Raw genomic sequence first — 1,070 nt, 5'->3', positions numbered from 1 at the left:
GACTGGGACGCGGCAAAAAAATCGCTGACGGACGCCATCGGTAAATGCCTGCAGCCGTTGGGGTTCGCCGCCGACATCTACATGGGCATGTTCGACGATCCGACCTACGTCGACACCATCACCGAAGAGTTCAAGCTTGAAAAAGCCGAGGACAAGGACGCCGAGATACTTCGCCAAAAACAAGAGCGTGTCGACTGGCTTGCCTCAGCGGTCGAAACCATTGGCAAGGCCGTCACGACTCACGAACTCAAGCTTCTGAACGTGAAATACATCCGCGAGGCAACTCGTCGCAACGAACCCACCTTCATCGCGCGAATCACTCGAGCATTCGAGGAGCGCAAAGCTGTGCTTGAAAAAGGCACGGAGGCCGCAGCATGACCCAACTCTACGCACTCACCGGCAAACTCGCCGAACTCCAGGCCATGGCCGACACCGACGACGAAGGCTTGAAAGAGGCCCTGCAGCACGCCATGGACGAGGTTCAAGGCGACTTCAACGACAAGGCCGACAACATCGTCATGTTGCGCCGGAACATCGAAAGCGACGTGACAGCGATCGACAACGAGATCGAACGCCTGGCCGAACTCAAACGGATCAAGTCCAACAGCGTCTCGCAGATCAGCGACTACCTGCGCCGCAACATGGAAGCCGCCAACATCAAGTCGATCAAGCGGCCGCTGTTCACCATCACCCTGGCCATGGGCAGCGAACGGGTGATCGTTGACAACGAGGATGCGGTGCCGGATGAGTTGACCTCTGTGAAATCAAGCATCACCCCAGACAAAAAAGCCATCGCCTCCAAGCTCAAGGAAATCCGCGATCACAACGAGGCTGTGCGCAAGCGGATGGCCGCCGGTGAAGACGCCGAACACGAACTTCTACCCGAACCAACCTGGGCTCATCTGGAGCGCGGCGACAGTTCGATACGGATCAAGTGAGGCCATCATGATCAGCAACAACCTCAGCCTGGTCGAGGCACTACGCCCGGCCTCGGATGAACTGGCGGCCCAGGTCGCCCAGTTCCTGGCCAGCGGCGGCCAGATCGAAGAAGCGGCGCCCATCGGCTACAA

Annotated in this window: 1 protein-coding gene and 2 pseudogenes; all 3 read left to right on the top strand. The window is 58.5% G+C overall.

From position 1 onward, the window contains the following. Nucleotides 1-378 (top strand): annotated as a pseudogene (locus HX801_RS31850) (hypothetical protein); the annotation flags it as partial. Continuing rightward, nucleotides 375-938 carry a siphovirus Gp157 family protein gene (locus tag HX801_RS31845; protein ID WP_094953495.1) on the top strand — a complete coding sequence of 188 codons (564 nt, stop codon included), beginning with the start codon at nt 375-377 and terminating at the stop codon, nt 936-938. The pseudogene HX801_RS31850 and the gene HX801_RS31845, both read left to right, overlap by 4 nt. A gap of 7 nt (nt 939-945) precedes the next feature. Next, nucleotides 946-1,070 (top strand): annotated as a pseudogene (locus HX801_RS32375) (hypothetical protein); the annotation flags it as partial.

This window comes from Pseudomonas sp. G1002, assembly GCF_013385455.1.
Classification (GTDB): Bacteria; Pseudomonadota; Gammaproteobacteria; order Pseudomonadales; family Pseudomonadaceae; genus Aquipseudomonas.
Note: the sequence above shows the minus strand (reverse complement) of the source record. Positions and strands in the feature narration are given on the sequence as shown.

Excerpts from the sequence above, each read along its gene's own strand:
- HX801_RS31845 (WP_094953495.1), top strand. The coding sequence starts at position 375 with ATGACCCAACTCTACGCACTCACCGGCAAACTCGCCGAACTCCAGGCC.